Source organism: Streptomyces sp. NPDC060194 (genome assembly GCF_042728285.1).
Lineage (GTDB): Bacteria > Actinomycetota > Actinomycetes > Streptomycetales > Streptomycetaceae > Streptomyces.
This window is the reverse complement of record NZ_JBHWZH010000060.1, coordinates 1-15,142: the sequence shown is the minus strand read 5'-3', so window position 1 is coordinate 15,142 and position 15,142 is coordinate 1. Positions and strand designations below refer to the sequence as shown.

The following is a 15,142-nucleotide window of genomic DNA, read 5'->3' as shown; positions in this document are numbered from 1 at the left end:
CGGGGCCACCTCCCGCGGTCGGTGCGGTGCTGCTCCGGTCGCATCCGGCCGTAGGGTTTCGGCCAGAATCCCGGGAGTGGCACCCTCCGTTTCTGGCTCAGAAGGCACGTGCCCGCGTCATAGTTCGCGCACTAGTGTCTGATTCATGATCGGTGGTGACGGGTCCCGGGTGCGGCTGCGGGTCGAGGCCGCGCTGCGCGCCGACCCCCGGCTGGCCAGGTGCGTCCGCTGCGGGGAGCCGCCGCGGATCGACGTCGAGGAGGTCGACGGACCCGGCGGCGTACGCGCGTCGGCCGAGCTCCGGGTGCGGCTCACCGGACTCGACGGGCCCGCGTGCGGCGGCGACGGGTGCGGGGCGGGACGCCCTACGGCGGCCGGATCCCGTGCACTGGCCCGCCGCCCGCGGGCCGATCTCGTCAGGCTCGTCAGGGCGACGTCACTCGACTGAGCGGTCGCCCGCGCCCGGAGCGTCCGGCGCCGCACCGCGCACCCCGTCGGTACCGTTCGTGTCGTCCGTGCCCGTGCGCCCCCCGACCGGTTCGCCCGTCGCCGGATCCACCTGTGTCGAACCGGCCGCCCTCGCCGGCCCCGGATCGCTCAGCTGCTCCCGCACGTACTTCCACACCACCGCGATCAGCGCCGCAACCGGTACCGCGAGCAGGCTGCCGACGATGCCGGCGAGGCTCGCGCCGAGGGTCACGGCGAGCAGGATGACGCCCTCGTGCAGCCCGAGTCCGCGGCTCTGGATGATCGGCTGGAAGACGTTCCCCTCCAGCTGCTGCACGACGACGATGATCGCGAGCACGATCAGCGCGTCCGTCAGACCGTTCGACACCAGGGCGATCAGCGTGGCGACGAAGCCCGCGAACAGCGCGCCCACGATCGGCACGAACGCCGAGACGAACGTCAGCACGGCGAGCGGCAGCACCAGTGGCACCCCGACGATCCACAGGCCGATCCCGATGCACACCGCGTCGAGCAGACCGACGGCCGCCTGCGACCGGACGAACGAACCCAGCGTCAGCCAGGCGCGCTGGGTGACCTCGGGCACGTCCGCGGCGAGCCGGCCCGGGAGCTGTCGGGTCAGCCACGGCAGGAAGCGCGGCCCGTCCTTGAGGAAGAAGAACATCAGGAACAGCGCGAGGACGGCGGTGACGATGCCGTTGACCACGGTGCCCACGCCGGTGCTGACCGCGCTCACCGCGCTGCCCATGCTTCCCTGGAGCCGCTCGACGGCCGAGTCGAGCGCCTTGGTGATCTGGTCGTCGCCGATGTTCAGCGGCGGCCCCGCCGCCCAGTCGCGCAGCTTCTCGATGCCGCTGATCACGCCCTCGGTCAGCTCGCCGGACTGGGAGGCCACCGGCACCGCGATCAGCGCCACCACCCCGGCCGCGACCAGCAGGAACAGCACGGTCACCACCGAGGCGGCGAGCGCGGGCCGCCAGCCGTGCCGGCGCAGGAACCGGGCCACCGGCCAGGTGAGCGTGGTGAGCAGCAGGCCGACTATCAGCGGCCACACCACCGACCACATCTTCCCGAGCAGCCACAGCGACACCGCGACGAAGAGGAGGACCAGCAGCGATTCGAGCGAGACACGGGCCGACGTGCGCAGCGCGGCGCGCGTCCTGGCGGAACTCAGGGTCGCAGACATGGGGTCACCCTATGGGCACACCCGTCCCGGGTGGCCATCGCGGCCGCGTCCGGCCGGAGTTGCCGCCCATGCCCCGGTGGAGCGCGCCCGGCCCTCCCTCCGCACGCACCCCGTGCGTAGGCTGTCGTCGCGGGTCGGCGGGGACCGACCGGTGTGAACGACGGGGCGGGCGGGCCGGGGGAGTCGGTCCGGGGGTGAGGGTCGGGGGGCCTGCGGGGCGGTGCGATCGCTCAGGCAGGTGAGTGGACGGCCGGTGCGCCCGGGGCCAGGGTGGTGCCCGCCACCACGAAGGGGGAACAACTGTGCGGATCGGACGACGGACGGTGCTCGGCGCGCTCGCGCTGACCCTGCTGACGGCGTGCTCGGACCCGACGGGGGCCGCGACCGCCCCGCCGGAGCGGCCCGCGACGACCACGGCGGCGCGGCCCGTACGGTCCGCGGCGGTCGAGCCGCTGCGGCCGGGTGCGAAGGAGTCGCCGGTCGCGGTCGCCTCCGCGAAGCCGACGGCGGCGGATAAGGCGGGCGCGACGGCGGGGCCGACGGCGGGGGTGACGGTCCCGCCGAAGCCCCGGCCCGTGGCGACCCCGTCCGCGCCCGCGGCCGCTTCGGCCTCGGCTTCCGCGCAGCCCACCCGCGGTCCCGCCGGGCGCGGCGGGAAGGCCCGCGTGCTCTACCTCGGCGACTCCATCGGCATGGAGAACCAGCGCGTCCTCGCCGACCGCGTCGCCGCCGACGGGCGCGCCACCGTGTACAGCGCGCCGTACTCCGGCACCACCGTCTGCGACTACCTCACCGAGGCCGCGCGCGACTCCCTCGTCCCGCCGGAGGCCAAGGCCGCGGCGCTCGTGCGGACGCGCAAGCCCTCCGTCGTCGTCCTGCAGTTCTGGGGCAACTCCTGGGGCTACACCCCCTGCATGAACGGCATCCCGCAGGGCGGCGGTGCGCGCTACTACGAGCGCTACGCCTCCGACATCCGCACGCTCACCGCGCAGATCGAGGCCGCCGCGCGCTCCGCCGGCATCCGTCGCCCGACCATCGTCTGGGCCCTCCAGGGCCCCGACGTCTTCGCCCCCGACCGGGTCCGCCGCGTCAACGCGCTCTACACCGACCTCGCCCGCCGCACCGGCGACCGCGTCTCCGACGCGGGTGCGCGCGTCGCCCCCGCGAACGCGCGCTACCAGTGGGTCCAGCGGCTCCCCTGCACCCCTCACGAGCAGTCCACCCCCGACTGCGGCGCCGGCACCGTCCCCCTCCACCGCGACGACGACCCCCTCCACTTCTGCCTGGCCCCCACCCTCACCACCCCCCGCCCCTGCCCGGTCCGCTCCCCGGGGATCGTCCGCTACACGGACGCGCTGGCGCGGACGGTCGACGCGGTGCTGCGGGGCGGGGGGCGCGGCTGAGGTGTGCGGGGCGGGAGCCGGCCGCGGAGATCCCGGCCCGGGCGGCGATCGAGGCCGCACGGGTGGGGTGCCGTGGGGGTCGTGTTACCAGCGGGTTAGCATATGAGCGCTGCCTAGCTCGAAAGAGAAGCGATCCTGTGACTGCGACGAATGTCAACGACGACTCGTTCACCGACTGGAAGACCCGCGAGGAGATCGCGGAGTCGATGATCCCCCTCATCGGCCGCCTGCACCGCGAGCGGGACGTCACCGTCCTCCTCCACAGCCGCTCGCTGGTCAACAAGTCCGTCGTGAGCATCCTGAAGACCCACAGGTTCGCCCGCCAGATCGCCGGCGAGGAGCTCTCCGTCACCCAGACGATGCCGTTCCTCCAGGCCCTGACCACCCTCGACCTGGGCCCGTCCCAGATCGACATCGGCATGCTCGCCGCGACCTACGCGGCGGACGGCCGCGGCCTCTCGGTCGAGGCGTTCACCGCCGAGGCCGTCTCCGGCGCGACCGGCGCGGACAAGATCGAGCGCCGCGAGCCCCGCGACGTCGTCCTGTACGGCTTCGGCCGCATCGGCCGCCTCGTCGCCCGCCTCCTCATCGAGAAGGCCGGCTCCGGCAACGGCCTGCGCCTGCGCGCGATCGTCGTCCGCAAGGCCGGCGGCCAGGACATCGTCAAGCGCGCCTCCCTGCTGCGCCGCGACTCCATCCACGGCCCCTTCCAGGGCACGATCACCGTCGACGAGGCGAACAACAGGATCATCGCCAACGGCAACGAGATCGCGGTGATCTACTCCGACGACCCGACGACCGTCGACTACACGCAGTACGGCGTCAAGGACGCCATCCTCATCGACAACACCGGCCGCTGGCGCGACCGCGAGGGCCTGTCCAAGCACCTGCGGCCCGGCATCGCGAAGGTCGTCCTGACCGCGCCCGGCAAGGGCGACGTGCCGAACATCGTGCACGGCGTCAACCACGACACGGTCAAGCCCGACGAGCAGATCCTGTCCTGCGCCTCGTGCACGACGAACGCGATCGTCCCGCCGCTGAAGGCGATGGCGGAGGAGTACGGCGTGCTGCGCGGCCACGTCGAGACGGTCCACTCGTTCACCAACGACCAGAACCTGCTCGACAATTACCACGACTCCGACCGCCGCGGCCGCTCCGCGCCGCTCAACATGGTCATCACGGAGACCGGCGCCGCGTCCGCCGTCGCGAAGGCGCTGCCCGACCTCAAGGCGCGGATCACCGGCAGCTCGATCCGCGTCCCGGTCCCGAACGTCTCGATCGCGATCCTCAACCTGCGGCTCGCCCGCGAGACCACCCGCGAGGAGGTCCTCGAGCACCTGCGCGACGTCTCCCTGACCTCACCCCTGCGCCGCCAGATCGACTTCATCAGCGCGCCCGACGCCGTCTCCAGCGACTTCATCGGCTCCCGCCACGCCTCGATCATCGACGCCGGCGCGACGAAGGTGGAGGGCGACGACGCGATCCTCTACCTCTGGTACGACAACGAGTTCGGCTACTCGTGCCAGGTCATCCGCGTCGTCCAGCACGTCTCCGGCGTCGAGTACCCCACGTACCCGGCCCCCGTCGCCTGACCCCGCAACACCGCTGTGCACGCGAGGGGTTGCCCTCGCGTGCACTCCAACACCTGACGCTCGGACGTGACGCACACATGCTCGGCCGCAGCGGCATCGATGCGGGCGCGGTCGGCCTCGGCTGCCGTGCGTTCGCGAGCTCCTCACCGTCGGCGGTCGCACCCTCGCGCAAGGGGCGCTTTCCTGGATCCTCGCGCGCAGTCCCCGTACCGTCCCGATCCCCGGCATCCGCACGGTCGCGCAGGCCGAGCAGAACGCGGCGGCGGGGACGTACGGCCCGCTGCCGGCCGCCTGCACGGCCGAGATCGCCGGTCTCCTCCGCGAGAGCTGACGCGCCCTGGCCACGCCGCCCGCGCAGGGAAATCGCACCCGATCTACGAACAGGTGCATCGATTGCCCGTTCCGTGGCAGAAGACGAGGTGCGGGTTCGGCACAGAGCCCGCGGCGCCCCACCGCGGTGACCGCCGCGCGCGTCCCACCCGGTGGAACGTCGACACGAAGTCGGGAGTGGAGTGCAGTGGACGTGGTGAACGTCGTGAACGTGGCCATCAGGGAGTCGGTCCGCGGCCCGTGCGCCGAGCTGACGGGCGTGCTCGCCTTCGACACCGTGCCCAGCGCGGACCGCGCGGTGGGGGAGCTCGACGCGGGGCCCGGGGAGGTGTGGACGGCCGACCTGTCCGGCCTGAACCTGTGCGACTCCAGCGGCATCGCGTTCCTGCTGGAACTCCGCCGCCGTGCCCGCAGCGCCGGCACGGACCTGGTGCTCGCCGCCGTCCCCGAGCACCTGGGCCGCTACCTGGACCTGCTCGGCCTGGACGAGGTCTTCACGCTCGCCCCCACCGCACCGGCCCACGCCGTGCCGAACTCCCCCGAGGTCACCCCCATCGACGCCCTCTCCTCGCGCCGCACCCCCGCCCCCCACCCCGCGGCGGACGTCGCGTTCACCCCGGACGCCGCCGGCGAGGCCGGCGCGTAGGGGCCGCGCGGGGCCGGCCTGGTGTGACGCGTCGCTCGTGGGGCACGGATCGAGCATGGACATCGACCAGAGCAGCGCCCCGCCCACCCTGTTCACCGCCCAGGTGCTCCTGGACGGGCCGGACGCGTTCACGGGCGGGGGCAGGGACTTCCTGATCGGTTCCGTGCTGGTGCCGGGGGACGTCCGGCTGCTGCACGGGTCCGCCGCGGAGCCGAACGAGCCGTTCACGGCCGAGGTCGCGCTGGACGAGCCCGCGCCGGACGTGGAGCGCGGGCTGCCGTTCGTGGTGTTCCACGAGGACCGGCAGGTGGGCTCGGGCGTCGTGAACGAGGTCATCGGCTGAGGCGGCCGGCCGCGCGAACGGGGGCGGAGCCGGAACGGACAGGACACGTACCTCTCGCCCTTCACAACGTATAGCCGATGGGGGGCCTTGCGGCAAGGCCCCCCTCGTGCCGCACACTCTCCGTCCGAAGCCGGACCCGCACCCGGGCCCGGCCTCGCGGATCGGAGCGGAACCCCATGCCTGTCACCCCTGCCCCCACCCCCGTGCGCGCCTTCGCCCTGCCCGCCCGGCTCGCCGCGAAGGACGACCCCGGGCTGATCGCCGCGGACGAACGGCACCTCGCCGCCGTCGCGCGCAGCCTGCGGGAGACGGTCGCCGAGCTGACCGCCGCCCTCGACGCCCTGCGCCGCGCCCCCGGCGGCGTCGGCCGGGACGTCCTCGACCGCGACCTGGAGATCCACCGGCTGACCGCCCGGCTGCGCACCCTTCGCCGGTTCGGGATCGACCTCTGCCTCGGCCGCATCGTGCGCGAGGACGACCCCGAGCCCGTCTACATCGGCCGGCTCGGCCTCACCGACAGCGCCGGCCGGCGACTGCTCGTCGACTGGCGCACCCCCGCCGCGGAGCCGTTCTTCGCCGCCACCCACGCCCACCCGATGGGCCTCGCGAGCCGCCGCCGCTACCGCTGGGCGCGCGAGTCGATCGTCGACTACTGGGACGAGGTGTTCACCCCCGACGGCCTCGACGGGCACGCCGCCCTCGACGACACCTCCGCGTTCATCGCGAGCCTCGGCGGGGAGCGCACCTCCCGGATGCGCGACGTGCTCGCCACCATCCAGTCCGACCAGGACGCCGTCATCCGCGCGGACGCCGGCGGCGCGCTCGTCGTGGACGGCGGCCCGGGCACGGGCAAGACCGTCGTCGCGCTGCACCGCGCCGCCTACCTGCTGCACGCCGACCCGCGCCTGGGCCACCGGCGCGGCGGGGTCCTCGTCGTCGGCCCGCACCAGCCGTACCTGAGTTACGTCGACGACGTGCTGCCGAGCCTCGGCGAGGACGGGGTACGCACGTGCACGCTGCGGGACCTCGTACCCGAGGGCGCGGACGCGGGCGTCGAGCCCGACCCGGAGGCGGCGCGGCTGAAGGCGTCCGCGGAGCTGGTGCGCGGCATCGAGAAGGCCGTCGCGTTCTACGAGGAGCCGCCCGGCACGGGGATGACCGTCTCCACCCCCTGGGCCGACCTCCCGCTGACCCCGGCCGACTGGGCGGACGCCTTCGGCGCGCCCGACCCCGGCACCCCGCACAACGAGGCGCGCGACCTCGTGTGGGACGAGCTGGTCGCGCTGCTGCTGGACAGACTTGACGAGTCGGACGACGCGGGGCGCCCGTCCGAGCAGCAGTTCCGGCGGGCGCTCGCCCAGGACGAGGAGCTGACCGGGGCGCTGCACCGCGCCTGGCCCCTGATCGAGGCCACCGACCTCGTCGGCGACCTGTGGACCGTCCCCGCCTACCTGCGGCTGTGCGCCCCGCACCTCACGCCGGACGAGATCCGCACCCTGCGGCGCACGGACGGGCAGGCCTGGACCGTCTCCGACCTGCCGCTCCTCGACGCGGCCCGGCAGCGGCTCGGCGACCCCCGCGCGTCCCTGCGCCGCCGCCGGGCGGAGGCCGCGCTCGACGCCGAGCGCGCCCGGATGGCCGATGTCATCGACCACGTCATCGCCGCGGACGCGGACGGGGAGGGCGCGGTGACGATGCTGCACGGGCAGGACCTGCGGGACTCGCTGGTCGACGAGTCGGTACTCCCGCCCGGTCGACTCGACGCGCTGGCCGGTCCGTTCGCCCACATCGTCGTGGACGAGGCGCAGGAACTCACCGACGCGGAGTGGCAGATGCTGCTCCAGCGCTGTCCGTCGCGCAGCTTCACGATCGTCGGCGACCGCGCGCAGGCCCGGAACGGCTTCACCGAGTCCTGGCCCGAGCGCCTCGCGCGGGCCGGTCTCGGCCGGGTCGAGGTGGCCACCCTCACGGTCAACTACCGCACCCCCGCGGAGATCATGGCCGCGGCCGAGCCCGTCATCCGCGCGGCGCTCCCCGACGCGAACGTCCCGTCGTCCATCCGGGACGGGGGAGTGCCGGTCGCGTACGGTCCCGCGGCCTCGCTCCGGTCGGTCGTCGACGCGTGGCTGGCCGCGCACGACGACGGCGTCGCCTGCGTCATCGGCGCACCCGCCTTCGAGGCGGGCGACCGGGTGCGCTTCCTCACCCCCGCGCTCGCCAAGGGCCTCGAGTTCGACCTCGTCGTCCTCGTCGACCCCGCCGCCTTCGGCACGGGCGTCGCGGGCGCGGTCGACCGCTACGTGGCCATGACCCGCGCGACCCGACAGCTCGTGGTGCTCACGAGCTGAGGCGGCGACGCGCCCCCGCGGCGGCGTTTCGCGGCTCCGCCGCGGGTACCGGGCTCCGCCCGGCGGCCTCGAGCGCCGGCCGGGCTGACTGTTGTGCCGCTCGCGCGCAGGTGGCTCGGCGCGGTGTGGGCAGCACCCCGCTGTGGGCCGACGTGCCGCAGGGCGAGTGGGGTCTCCCCTGCTCGAGCGAAGCCGAGAGCTCGGGGAAGGGTGGGCGCGGACCACAGTGCCGAGCGCCAGCGACGTGTGCGCCCGCCGCGGGATGCCTCCCGCGGCGGAGCCCCGAGGCGCCGTGTCCCGCGGCGGGGGTGCCGTGCCGGCTGTGCCGTCCGCGGCCCGACGCCTCGCCCTCCGCAGGGCACGGATCCGGCGCGGATCACCTCTCGGCCGCGCGCCCCGCGGGCTCGACCGGTGCGTCCGGGGGTGTTGCGTCCGGCTCCCAGCGGAGCAGGTCCCCCGGTTGGCAGTCGAGGGCTTCGCAGAGCGCGGAGAGCGTGGCGAAGCGGACCGCTTTGGCGCGGCCGTTCTTGAGGACGGCGAGGTTCGCGGGGGTGATGCCGACGCGTTCGGAGAGCTCGCCGACGGACATCTTGCGGCGGGCGAGCATGACGTCGATGTCGACGGTGATCGGCATCAGATGACCTCGTCCAACTCGGCCTGCATGCGCGCCGCTTCGGTGTCGCGGGCGACCGCCTGCGCGAGCAGGGCGCGCAGGACGAGGACGATGAGGGCGACCCCGAGCACGGCCACCCCGACCCCGCCGATCAGCAGGACGACTCCGGGCGCGACGGCCTCGCCCGGCGCGAGGGCGACGCCGAGCGCGAAGACGGGGAGCGCCGCGGCCGCGACCGCGCCGATGACGGTGTCGACGTAGCGGAACGCCGCGGGGGAGAACACCGTCCCGCGCCGCACCATCGTCACCAGCCGCCAGACGCAGACCAGCACCACCTCGACGGCGAGCAGGAAGAGCACGGGCACGACCAGCAGCGGCGTGCGGAGGTGGTCGTGGTCCGCGTTCAGCCCGCGCAGGTCCGCGGCGAGCAGCGGCACCATCACCGTCTGCACGAACAGCGAACCCGCGAGCAGTGCGACGAGCACGGCCCGCAGGGCGAGCACGGTTGATCTGTTCATGGCCTTCTCCTGCCGCAGCTATCGATCCTCGATGTGAATCTATCGAATTTCGATAGGTGCGGCAAGAGGCGAGGCCGGACGCGTCAGCCCTTCAACGCCGCCAGCCGCTCGGCGAACGGCACGATCTCGAAGCCGTCGGCCGGGTCGACCGAGGTGTTCGCACCGGTGAGGGAGCGGGGCGCGATGGCGGCGGCGGTGTCGGTGTCGGGGGTGGTGTCGACCGCGGTGGCGGGCTCGAACGGCCCCACCAGACCGGCCAGTTCGGCGCCCGCACGGGTGATCCGGCGGGCGAGGCCGTCGTCGCCCCAGTCCTCCGTCGCCGCGTAGACCGCCGTGGGGACGACGACCGCCCGCAGGAAGGCGAACAGCGGCCGCAGCGCGTGCTCGGTGACGAGCGAGTGCCGCGCGGTGCCGCCGGTCGCGCCGAGGAGCACCGGCGTGCCGGTCAGGGCGTCCTTGTCGAGCACGTCGAAGAACGACTTGAACAGCCCGCTGTAGGACCCGGCGAACACCGGGGTGACGGCGATCAGGCCGTCCGCCGCAGCCACCGCGTCGAGCGCGGCGGCCAGCCGGGGCGGCGGGAAACCGCTGGTCAGGTGCTGTGCGATCGCGGTGGCGAGGTCGCGCAGCTCGATGACCTCGACCTCGGCGGCCGGGCCGGCCCGGCCCACGGCCGCGGCCGTGAGCCGGTCGGCGAGGAGCCGGGTGGACGACGGGGTGCTCAGCCCCGCCGAGACGACGACGAGCTTCATACCGTCCGCACCTCCTTCGGGGTGGACTCCTTCGCGGCGACGCGGGCCGCGTGGGTGGGGGCGTCGGGGACGCCGGCGGGTCGGAGCTTGGCGAACTCCTCGCGCAGGACGGGGACGACCTGCTCGCCGAGGATGTCCAGCTGCTCCAGGACCGTCTTCAGCGGCAGCCCGGCGTGGTCCATGAGGAACAACTGCCGCTGGTAGTCCCCGACGTGGTCGCGGAAGGCCAGGGTGCGCTCGATGACCTGCTGCGGGGAGCCGACGGTCAGCGGGGTCTGCTCGGTGAACTCCTCCAGCGACGGACCGTGGCCGTAGACGGGCGCGTTGTCGAAGTACGGCCGGAACTCCCGTACGGCGTCCTGGGAGTTGGCCCGCATGAACACCTGGCCGCCGAGGCCGACGATCGCCTGCTCGGGGGTGCCGTGGCCGTAGTGCGCGTACCGCTGCCGGTAGAGCCTCACCATCTGCCTGGTGTGGGACGCGGGCCAGAAGATGTTGTTGTGGAAGAACCCGTCACCGTAGAACGCGGCCTGCTCGGCGATCTCCGGGGAGCGGATCGAGCCGTGCCAGACGAACGGCGCGACGCCGTCCAGCGGGCGCGGGGTGGAGGTGAACGACTGCAGCGGGGTGCGGTGCTTGCCCTGCCAGGTGACGACGTCCTCGTCCCACAGCCGGCGCAGCAGCGCGTAGTTCTCCACCGCGAGGTCGATGCCGTCGCGGATGTCCTTGCCGAACCACGGGTACACCGGGCCGGTGTTCCCGCGGCCCATCATGAGGTCGACGCGGCCGTCCGCGAGGTGCTGGAGCATCGCGTAGTCCTCGGCGATCTTGACGGGGTCGTTCGTCGTGATCAGCGTGGTCGACGTGGAGAGGATCAGCCGGTCCGTGCGGGCGGCGAGGTAGCCGAGCATCGTGGTCGGGCTCGACGGAACGAACGGCGGGTTGTGGTGCTCGCCGGTCGCGAAGACGTCGAGGCCGACCTCCTCCGCCTTCTGGGCGATGGTCAGCATCGCCTTGATCCGCTCGGCCTCCGACGGGGTGCGGCCCGTCGTCGGGTCCGTGGTGACGTCCCCGACCGTGAAGATCCCGAACTGCATGGTGCTCACCCTCCGCGTTTTGTTGACGATTCAACTATCCGCACCAACGGTGGGGTGGGCGAGGGTATTCCCGGGGCGGCGGGGGCGGTCCGACCTGCGCGTTCGCGCCGACAGGGGCGTACCTCCGCGGGTCGAGGGTCCGCCCCGACCTCCCCGGGCCCCCGAGGCGGGTCTCAGCTCCCGGTGTCCGCCTGGAACACCGCCCCCACGAACTCCGCGAGAAGCCGCTCCTTCAGCGCGCCGGGGAGCGCGTCCAGCAGGACCAGGACCGGTCCCATGCGCTCCGGGAGGCCGCCGCCGGAACCGTCCAGGCCGGCGAAGGCCAGGACGCCGGCGACCTCGTCCGGGGTGAGCGCGTCCGGGTCGAGCGCCGCGGCGAACGCGGCGAGCTCGGGATCGACCGCGAGCGGGGGCAGTGTGCGGGCGGTCTCCAGCGCGTCCGCGAGGTCCGCGAGCAGCGCGGGGACCTGGGCGACCGTCGCCGGGGTCAGGGTCAGGTGGAGGTTCGGGGGCAGCCCGTCGAAGGAGAGCTGCGGCTGGAGGTACCAGCCGCGGGCCCGCATCTCGTCGGCGAGGTGGAGGAGCAGGCTGAGGTCGGCGGAAGACCCGCCCGCCGGTCCCTTCGGTCCCTCCGGACCCTCACCGAGGACCGCCGGACCCCCACCGAGGACTGTCGGGCCTTCACCGAGTACCGCCGGGCCTTCGCCCAAAACCGCCGGGCCCTCGGCAGCGACCGCCGGACCGTCGCCCGGACCCCCACCGTGGACGGTGAAGGCGACGAGCCCCGCCGCCGGGTCGCCGAGCACCCGCACCCCGTCGAGCACCCGCAGCCCGTCGAGCAGCCGGTCGGACGCCTCGGCGACCCGTCCGGCGAGCGCGGTGTACCCGGCGTCACCGACGTGCTGGAGCACCGCCCACGCCTGCGCGAGGAGCCCGCCGGACTTGGTCCCCTGGACGGTCGGGTTGACGACGGGGTAGCCGGGCCACCCGGCGTGGGCGAAGTACTGGTGGCGGCGCAGCGCCGCGGACCGGTACAGGACGAGCGACGCCCCCTTGTCGGCGTACGCGTACTTGTGCAGGTCGACGGAGAGCGAGGTGACCCCGGGCACGGAGAGGTCGAACGCCGGCACGTCGCGCCCCGCGCGCCGCAGATGGGGCAGCAGCCACCCCCCGATACACGCGTCCACGTGGCACAGGACCCCCCGCGCGGCCGCCGCCGCGGCGATCTCCGCGACGGGGTCGATCACCCCGTGCGCGTAGGACGGCGCGGAGGCGACGACGAGCGCGGTGCGGTCGGTCAGCGCGGCGGCCACGGCGTCCGCGTCGGCGCGGAAGGTGACCGGGTCGACGGGGACGACGACGGGCTCGACGCCCAGGTAGTGCGCGGCCTTGTGGAACGCCGCGTGCGCCGTCGACGGCAGGACGAGCTGCGGCGCGGTGACGCCCCGCTCGGCGCGCGCGTGGTCGCGGGCCGCCTTGACGGCGAGCATGATGCTCTCCGTCCCGCCGCTGGTGAAGGTGCCCTGCGCGCCCGCCGGGCCGCCGAGCAGGGCGAGCGCCGCGCCCACCAGGTCGTTCTCCAGCCGGGCGACGCTCGGGAAGACCGTCGGGTCGAGCCCGTTGACCGTCGCGAACGCGCTGTAGGCCGCCGCGGCCAGCTCGTCGAGGCCGTCGAGCCCGGCGTCGTAGACGTAGGCGAAGGTGCGGCCCCCGCGGGTGGGCGCGTCGGCCTCGCGCAGGGTGTGCAGCTCGCCGAGGACGTCGGCGGCGGGCCGGCCGGGGCGGAGGGGTTCAGCGGGCACGGTCGGTCTCTTCCTGGAGGCGGTAGCGGTGCAGGAGCGCGAGGCTCGCGGCGGCGAGGAGGGCGGGGAGCAGGCTCATGCCGGCGGTGATGCCGGTGAGCGCGGAGTCGGGCTGGACGACCCGGTCGCCGGCGTCGGAGGCGCGGAAGCCGGTCACCGCGAGGACCGCGGCGAACACCCCCGCGCCGAGCGCGAACGCGAGCGTCTCGGCGGCCGTCCACAGTCCGGTGAACGTGGCCGCCCGACGGCGGCCGGTGCGCACGATGTCCGCGGCGAGGGTGTCGGCGAGCATGGCCAGCGGCAGCAGCTGCAGCCCGGCGTAGGCGACGCCGATCACCGCGACCGCCGGGTAGGCGACCCCCGCGCCGACCGCCGGGGTGAGCGCCAGCAGCAGCGCGCCCGCGGTGAACAGCAGCGACGCGCACCACTGCGCCCCCTTCGTCCCGAGCCGCCGCGCCAGCCGGTTCCACAGCGGCATGACGAGCACCAGCGGCCCGATCAGGCAGGCGAACAGCGGGGTGACGGCGGTGGGGGAGCCGAGGGTGTACGTCGCGAAGTACTGCACCCCGGCGAGCATCACGCCGACGGCGAGCGCCTGGAGCGTCCACATCCCGACCAGGTGCAGGAACGGCCGGTGGTCGCGCGCGGCGGCGAGCTGGGCGCGCAGGGAGGGCTCGGCGGTGCTGCGGGCGACCGCGGGGGCCCACCGGGTGGTGAACCAGGCGCCGAACATGCCGACGGCCAGCAGGACGGCGACGGCGGCGCCCATCGTGCGGTAGCTCGCCGGGCTGTCGCCGTCCGCGTGCGCGATCGCCGGGGCGAGCGCGCCGGAGAGCAGGATCGCGACGCCGAGGAAGCCGACCCGCCAGCCGAGGACCCGGCCGCGCTCGGCCGCGTCCTCGGTCATCTCGGCCGGCATCGTCACGTACGGCACCTGGAAGACGGCGTACGCGGTCGCCGCGAGCAGGAAGAGCACGGCGACGTACGCGGCGGCCGCCGCGCCGCGCAGCGGGGGTGCGGCGAAGATCAGCGCGAACAGCGGCGGCAGGGTGCAGGCCCCGATCAGCAGGAACGGCCGGCGGGGGCCGCCGCGCAGCCGGCTGCGGTCGGAGAGCGCGCCGACCACCGGGTTGACCAGCACGTCCCACGCCTTCGGCAGGAACACCGCCGCGCCCGCCACCGCCGGCGACACCGCCATCACGTCGGTCAGGTAGTACAGGAGGATCAGCCCCGGCACCGTCGCGAACGTCCCCGTGCACAGCGATCCGAGCCCGTAACCGACCCGGACCCGCCGCGGCAGCACCCCACCCTCTGCTGACATGCGCCGATCATGGGGGACGGCGCGCGCGGACGGCAAGCGTTCACCCGTCCCGATCTGCGAAAACGCCCGCCCTTACATAATCTTTAAGAACGGCTGTGTGAATCAGGTGTGTGACGACGACGGGTGGGCACACGCGGCTTCGAGCAAACGGGATCACGGGTCCGGCGAACGGTCGGACGGTCTCGGCGCGAGATAGGGGTACACAATGATCATCCTGGGCCTGATCCTGCTGATCATCGGCGTCGTCGCCGGTATCGGAATCCTCACCACGATCGGCGGCATCCTGATCGCCGTCGGCGCCCTGCTGTGGATCCTCGGCGCCATGGGCCGCGCCGTCGGTGGCCGCAAGCACTACTTCTAGTCGCCGCGTGCACACGCGCCTGGTCGCGCCCCCGGCATCCGGGGCCGCGCGCCGCGTCGCAGGCCGCGCGCCTGTGGGACCGCGGGCCTGAGGGCCCGCGGTCCTCGCGTGCCGGGCCGCCACCAGACTTCCCGCACCCCGCGTGCGGACGTGAAGCCGTCACACCCCGAGCGCCCGGTGTGACGCACACACCGCCGCCGCGCCCGCCTTCAAGCTGCCGGCCGGCACCCGGGCCGCCGACCGGGCCCGCATGCAGATCCTCGCGATGGCCACCGCCACCCTCTCCCAGGGCCCCGCCCTCTCCCAGGCCGGCACCGACCGGCTCCGCTCCAAGTCCCTGGACCCCTGGACCGCAACTCCTACGA

Annotated in this window: 14 protein-coding genes and 2 pseudogenes; 9 read left to right on the top strand and 7 right to left on the bottom strand. The window is 74.1% G+C overall.

Annotation, left to right across the window (positions count from 1 at the left end):
• Positions 1-145 precede the first annotated feature (145 nt).
• Positions 146-448, top strand: a complete 303-nt coding sequence (locus ACFWEG_RS15630; RefSeq protein WP_387214739.1) for a hypothetical protein — start codon at positions 146-148, stop codon at positions 446-448.
• Here the strand turns inward: ACFWEG_RS15630 and ACFWEG_RS15625 are convergent.
• Complete coding sequence (locus tag ACFWEG_RS15625; protein WP_387214736.1) at positions 437-1,651, bottom strand: AI-2E family transporter; 1,215 nt, start codon at positions 1,649-1,651, stop codon at positions 437-439. The two genes, ACFWEG_RS15630 and ACFWEG_RS15625, sit on opposite strands and share 12 nt — an antisense overlap.
• A gap of 302 nt (positions 1,652-1,953) precedes the next feature.
• Here ACFWEG_RS15625 and ACFWEG_RS15620 point away from each other — a divergent pair, with 302 nt between their 5' ends.
• The 6 genes and pseudogenes from ACFWEG_RS15620 (at position 1,954) to helR (ending at position 8,313) form a co-directional block, all read left to right on the top strand.
• The gene (locus ACFWEG_RS15620; RefSeq protein WP_387214733.1) at positions 1,954-3,054 is read left to right on the top strand and encodes an SGNH/GDSL hydrolase family protein; all 1,101 of its coding nucleotides are present in this window, start codon (positions 1,954-1,956) and stop codon (positions 3,052-3,054) included.
• A 137-nt stretch (positions 3,055-3,191) separates the two neighbouring features.
• Positions 3,192-4,646, top strand: a complete 1,455-nt coding sequence (locus tag ACFWEG_RS15615; protein ID WP_387214730.1) for a glyceraldehyde-3-phosphate dehydrogenase — start codon at positions 3,192-3,194, stop codon at positions 4,644-4,646.
• 91 nt (positions 4,647-4,737) lie between these two features.
• Positions 4,738-4,977 (top strand): annotated as a pseudogene (locus ACFWEG_RS15610) (aldo/keto reductase); the annotation flags it as partial.
• 192 nt (positions 4,978-5,169) lie between these two features.
• Complete coding sequence (locus ACFWEG_RS15605; RefSeq protein ID WP_387214727.1) at positions 5,170-5,622, top strand: lipid asymmetry maintenance protein MlaB; 453 nt, start codon at positions 5,170-5,172, stop codon at positions 5,620-5,622.
• A 55-nt stretch (positions 5,623-5,677) separates the two neighbouring features.
• A complete protein-coding gene (locus tag ACFWEG_RS15600; RefSeq protein WP_387214724.1) occupies positions 5,678-5,965 on the top strand; it encodes a hypothetical protein in 288 nt (95 codons plus the stop codon).
• Between the two features lie 176 nt (positions 5,966-6,141).
• Entirely contained in the window at positions 6,142-8,313 is a 2,172-nt protein-coding gene (helR, locus tag ACFWEG_RS15595; protein WP_387214721.1) for an RNA polymerase recycling motor ATPase HelR, read from the top strand.
• 376 nt (positions 8,314-8,689) lie between these two features.
• On the opposite strand, the gene ACFWEG_RS15590 is transcribed toward helR, so the two are convergent.
• The 6 genes from ACFWEG_RS15590 to ACFWEG_RS15565 form a co-directional block, all read right to left on the bottom strand.
• Complete coding sequence (locus ACFWEG_RS15590) at positions 8,690-8,947, bottom strand: helix-turn-helix domain-containing protein (RefSeq protein WP_387214718.1); 258 nt, start codon at positions 8,945-8,947, stop codon at positions 8,690-8,692.
• Positions 8,947-9,444, bottom strand: coding sequence for a DUF2975 domain-containing protein (locus ACFWEG_RS15585; protein ID WP_387214715.1), 498 nt, complete (start codon positions 9,442-9,444; stop codon positions 8,947-8,949). Before ACFWEG_RS15585 ends, ACFWEG_RS15590 begins: the two co-directional genes overlap by 1 nt.
• An 83-nt stretch (positions 9,445-9,527) precedes the next feature.
• Positions 9,528-10,196 (bottom strand): CE1759 family FMN reductase, encoded by a 669-nt coding sequence (locus tag ACFWEG_RS15580; RefSeq protein WP_387214712.1) that lies wholly within the window; start codon positions 10,194-10,196, stop codon positions 9,528-9,530.
• On the bottom strand, positions 10,193-11,293 hold the full coding sequence (locus ACFWEG_RS15575) for an LLM class flavin-dependent oxidoreductase (protein ID WP_387214808.1): 1,101 nt from the start codon (positions 11,291-11,293) through the stop codon (positions 10,193-10,195). Before ACFWEG_RS15575 ends, ACFWEG_RS15580 begins: the two co-directional genes overlap by 4 nt.
• Before the next feature lie 173 nt (positions 11,294-11,466).
• The gene (locus ACFWEG_RS15570; protein WP_387214709.1) at positions 11,467-13,095 is read right to left on the bottom strand and encodes a pyridoxal phosphate-dependent decarboxylase family protein; all 1,629 of its coding nucleotides are present in this window, start codon (positions 13,093-13,095) and stop codon (positions 11,467-11,469) included.
• Positions 13,085-14,416 (bottom strand): MFS transporter, encoded by a 1,332-nt coding sequence (locus ACFWEG_RS15565; RefSeq protein WP_387214706.1) that lies wholly within the window; start codon positions 14,414-14,416, stop codon positions 13,085-13,087. Before ACFWEG_RS15565 ends, ACFWEG_RS15570 begins: the two co-directional genes overlap by 11 nt.
• A gap of 205 nt (positions 14,417-14,621) precedes the next feature.
• On the opposite strand from ACFWEG_RS15565, the gene ACFWEG_RS15560 reads away from it, so the two are divergent.
• Complete coding sequence (locus ACFWEG_RS15560; RefSeq protein ID WP_387214703.1) at positions 14,622-14,777, top strand: DUF6131 family protein; 156 nt, start codon at positions 14,622-14,624, stop codon at positions 14,775-14,777.
• A gap of 172 nt (positions 14,778-14,949) precedes the next feature.
• Positions 14,950-15,142, top strand: a pseudogene (locus ACFWEG_RS15555) (hypothetical protein); the annotation flags it as partial.

Excerpts from the sequence above, each read along its gene's own strand:
- ACFWEG_RS15590 (WP_387214718.1), bottom strand. The coding sequence starts at position 8,947 with ATGCCGATCACCGTCGACATCGACGTCATGCTCGCCCGCCGCAAGATG.
- ACFWEG_RS15565 (WP_387214706.1), bottom strand. The coding sequence starts at position 14,416 with ATGTCAGCAGAGGGTGGGGTGCTGCCGCGGCGGGTCCGGGTCGGTTAC.
- ACFWEG_RS15600 (WP_387214724.1), top strand. The coding sequence starts at position 5,678 with ATGGACATCGACCAGAGCAGCGCCCCGCCCACCCTGTTCACCGCCCAG.
- ACFWEG_RS15575 (WP_387214808.1), bottom strand. The coding sequence starts at position 11,293 with ATGCAGTTCGGGATCTTCACGGTCGGGGACGTCACCACGGACCCGACG.
- ACFWEG_RS15585 (WP_387214715.1), bottom strand. The coding sequence starts at position 9,444 with ATGAACAGATCAACCGTGCTCGCCCTGCGGGCCGTGCTCGTCGCACTG.
- ACFWEG_RS15630 (WP_387214739.1), top strand. The coding sequence starts at position 146 with ATGATCGGTGGTGACGGGTCCCGGGTGCGGCTGCGGGTCGAGGCCGCG.
- ACFWEG_RS15560 (WP_387214703.1), top strand. The coding sequence starts at position 14,622 with ATGATCATCCTGGGCCTGATCCTGCTGATCATCGGCGTCGTCGCCGGT.
- ACFWEG_RS15580 (WP_387214712.1), bottom strand. The coding sequence starts at position 10,196 with ATGAAGCTCGTCGTCGTCTCGGCGGGGCTGAGCACCCCGTCGTCCACC.
- ACFWEG_RS15625 (WP_387214736.1), bottom strand. The coding sequence starts at position 1,651 with ATGTCTGCGACCCTGAGTTCCGCCAGGACGCGCGCCGCGCTGCGCACG.
- helR (WP_387214721.1), top strand. The coding sequence starts at position 6,142 with ATGCCTGTCACCCCTGCCCCCACCCCCGTGCGCGCCTTCGCCCTGCCC.